A 382-nucleotide genomic window follows, 5' to 3' on the forward strand; every position below is an offset into this window, starting at 1 on the left:
CGCGCAGATCGACCAGCAGCACGTCGGGCCGGCCGAGGCTTGCGATGGCGTCGCGCGTGTTCAGCGAGAGGCCTTCCTTGGCAAGTTCGTCCTGGTGCAGGCCGACATGCATGTTAGCGGGCACCACGACATCCATCAGCTTCGGGCTCGGCAGATTGAGGTTGTTCATCAGCTCGACATAGTCGTCGATCGATTTCACCTGCAGCCGCGGATTGTAGCGCTTCTCCTCGCCGATGGTGGAGACGGTGTCGCCCTTGTAGTCATGCGCGGGAAACACCATCGTCTCCTCGGGCAGCTTGAGCAGGCGGTTGAAGATCGAATCGTATTGCGCCCGCGCGCTGCCGTTCTGGAAATCGGTGCGACCGGTGCCGCGGATCAACAG

At 62.0% G+C, this 382-nt stretch carries 1 pseudogene; it reads right to left on the minus strand.

The features are described 5' to 3' along the window. Nucleotides 1–382, minus strand: a pseudogene (locus GPA22_RS22555) (MBL fold metallo-hydrolase); the annotation flags it as partial.

Origin of the sequence: Aromatoleum toluvorans, assembly GCF_012910905.1 — a bacterium.
Classification (GTDB): domain Bacteria; phylum Pseudomonadota; class Gammaproteobacteria; order Burkholderiales; family Rhodocyclaceae; genus Aromatoleum; species Aromatoleum toluvorans.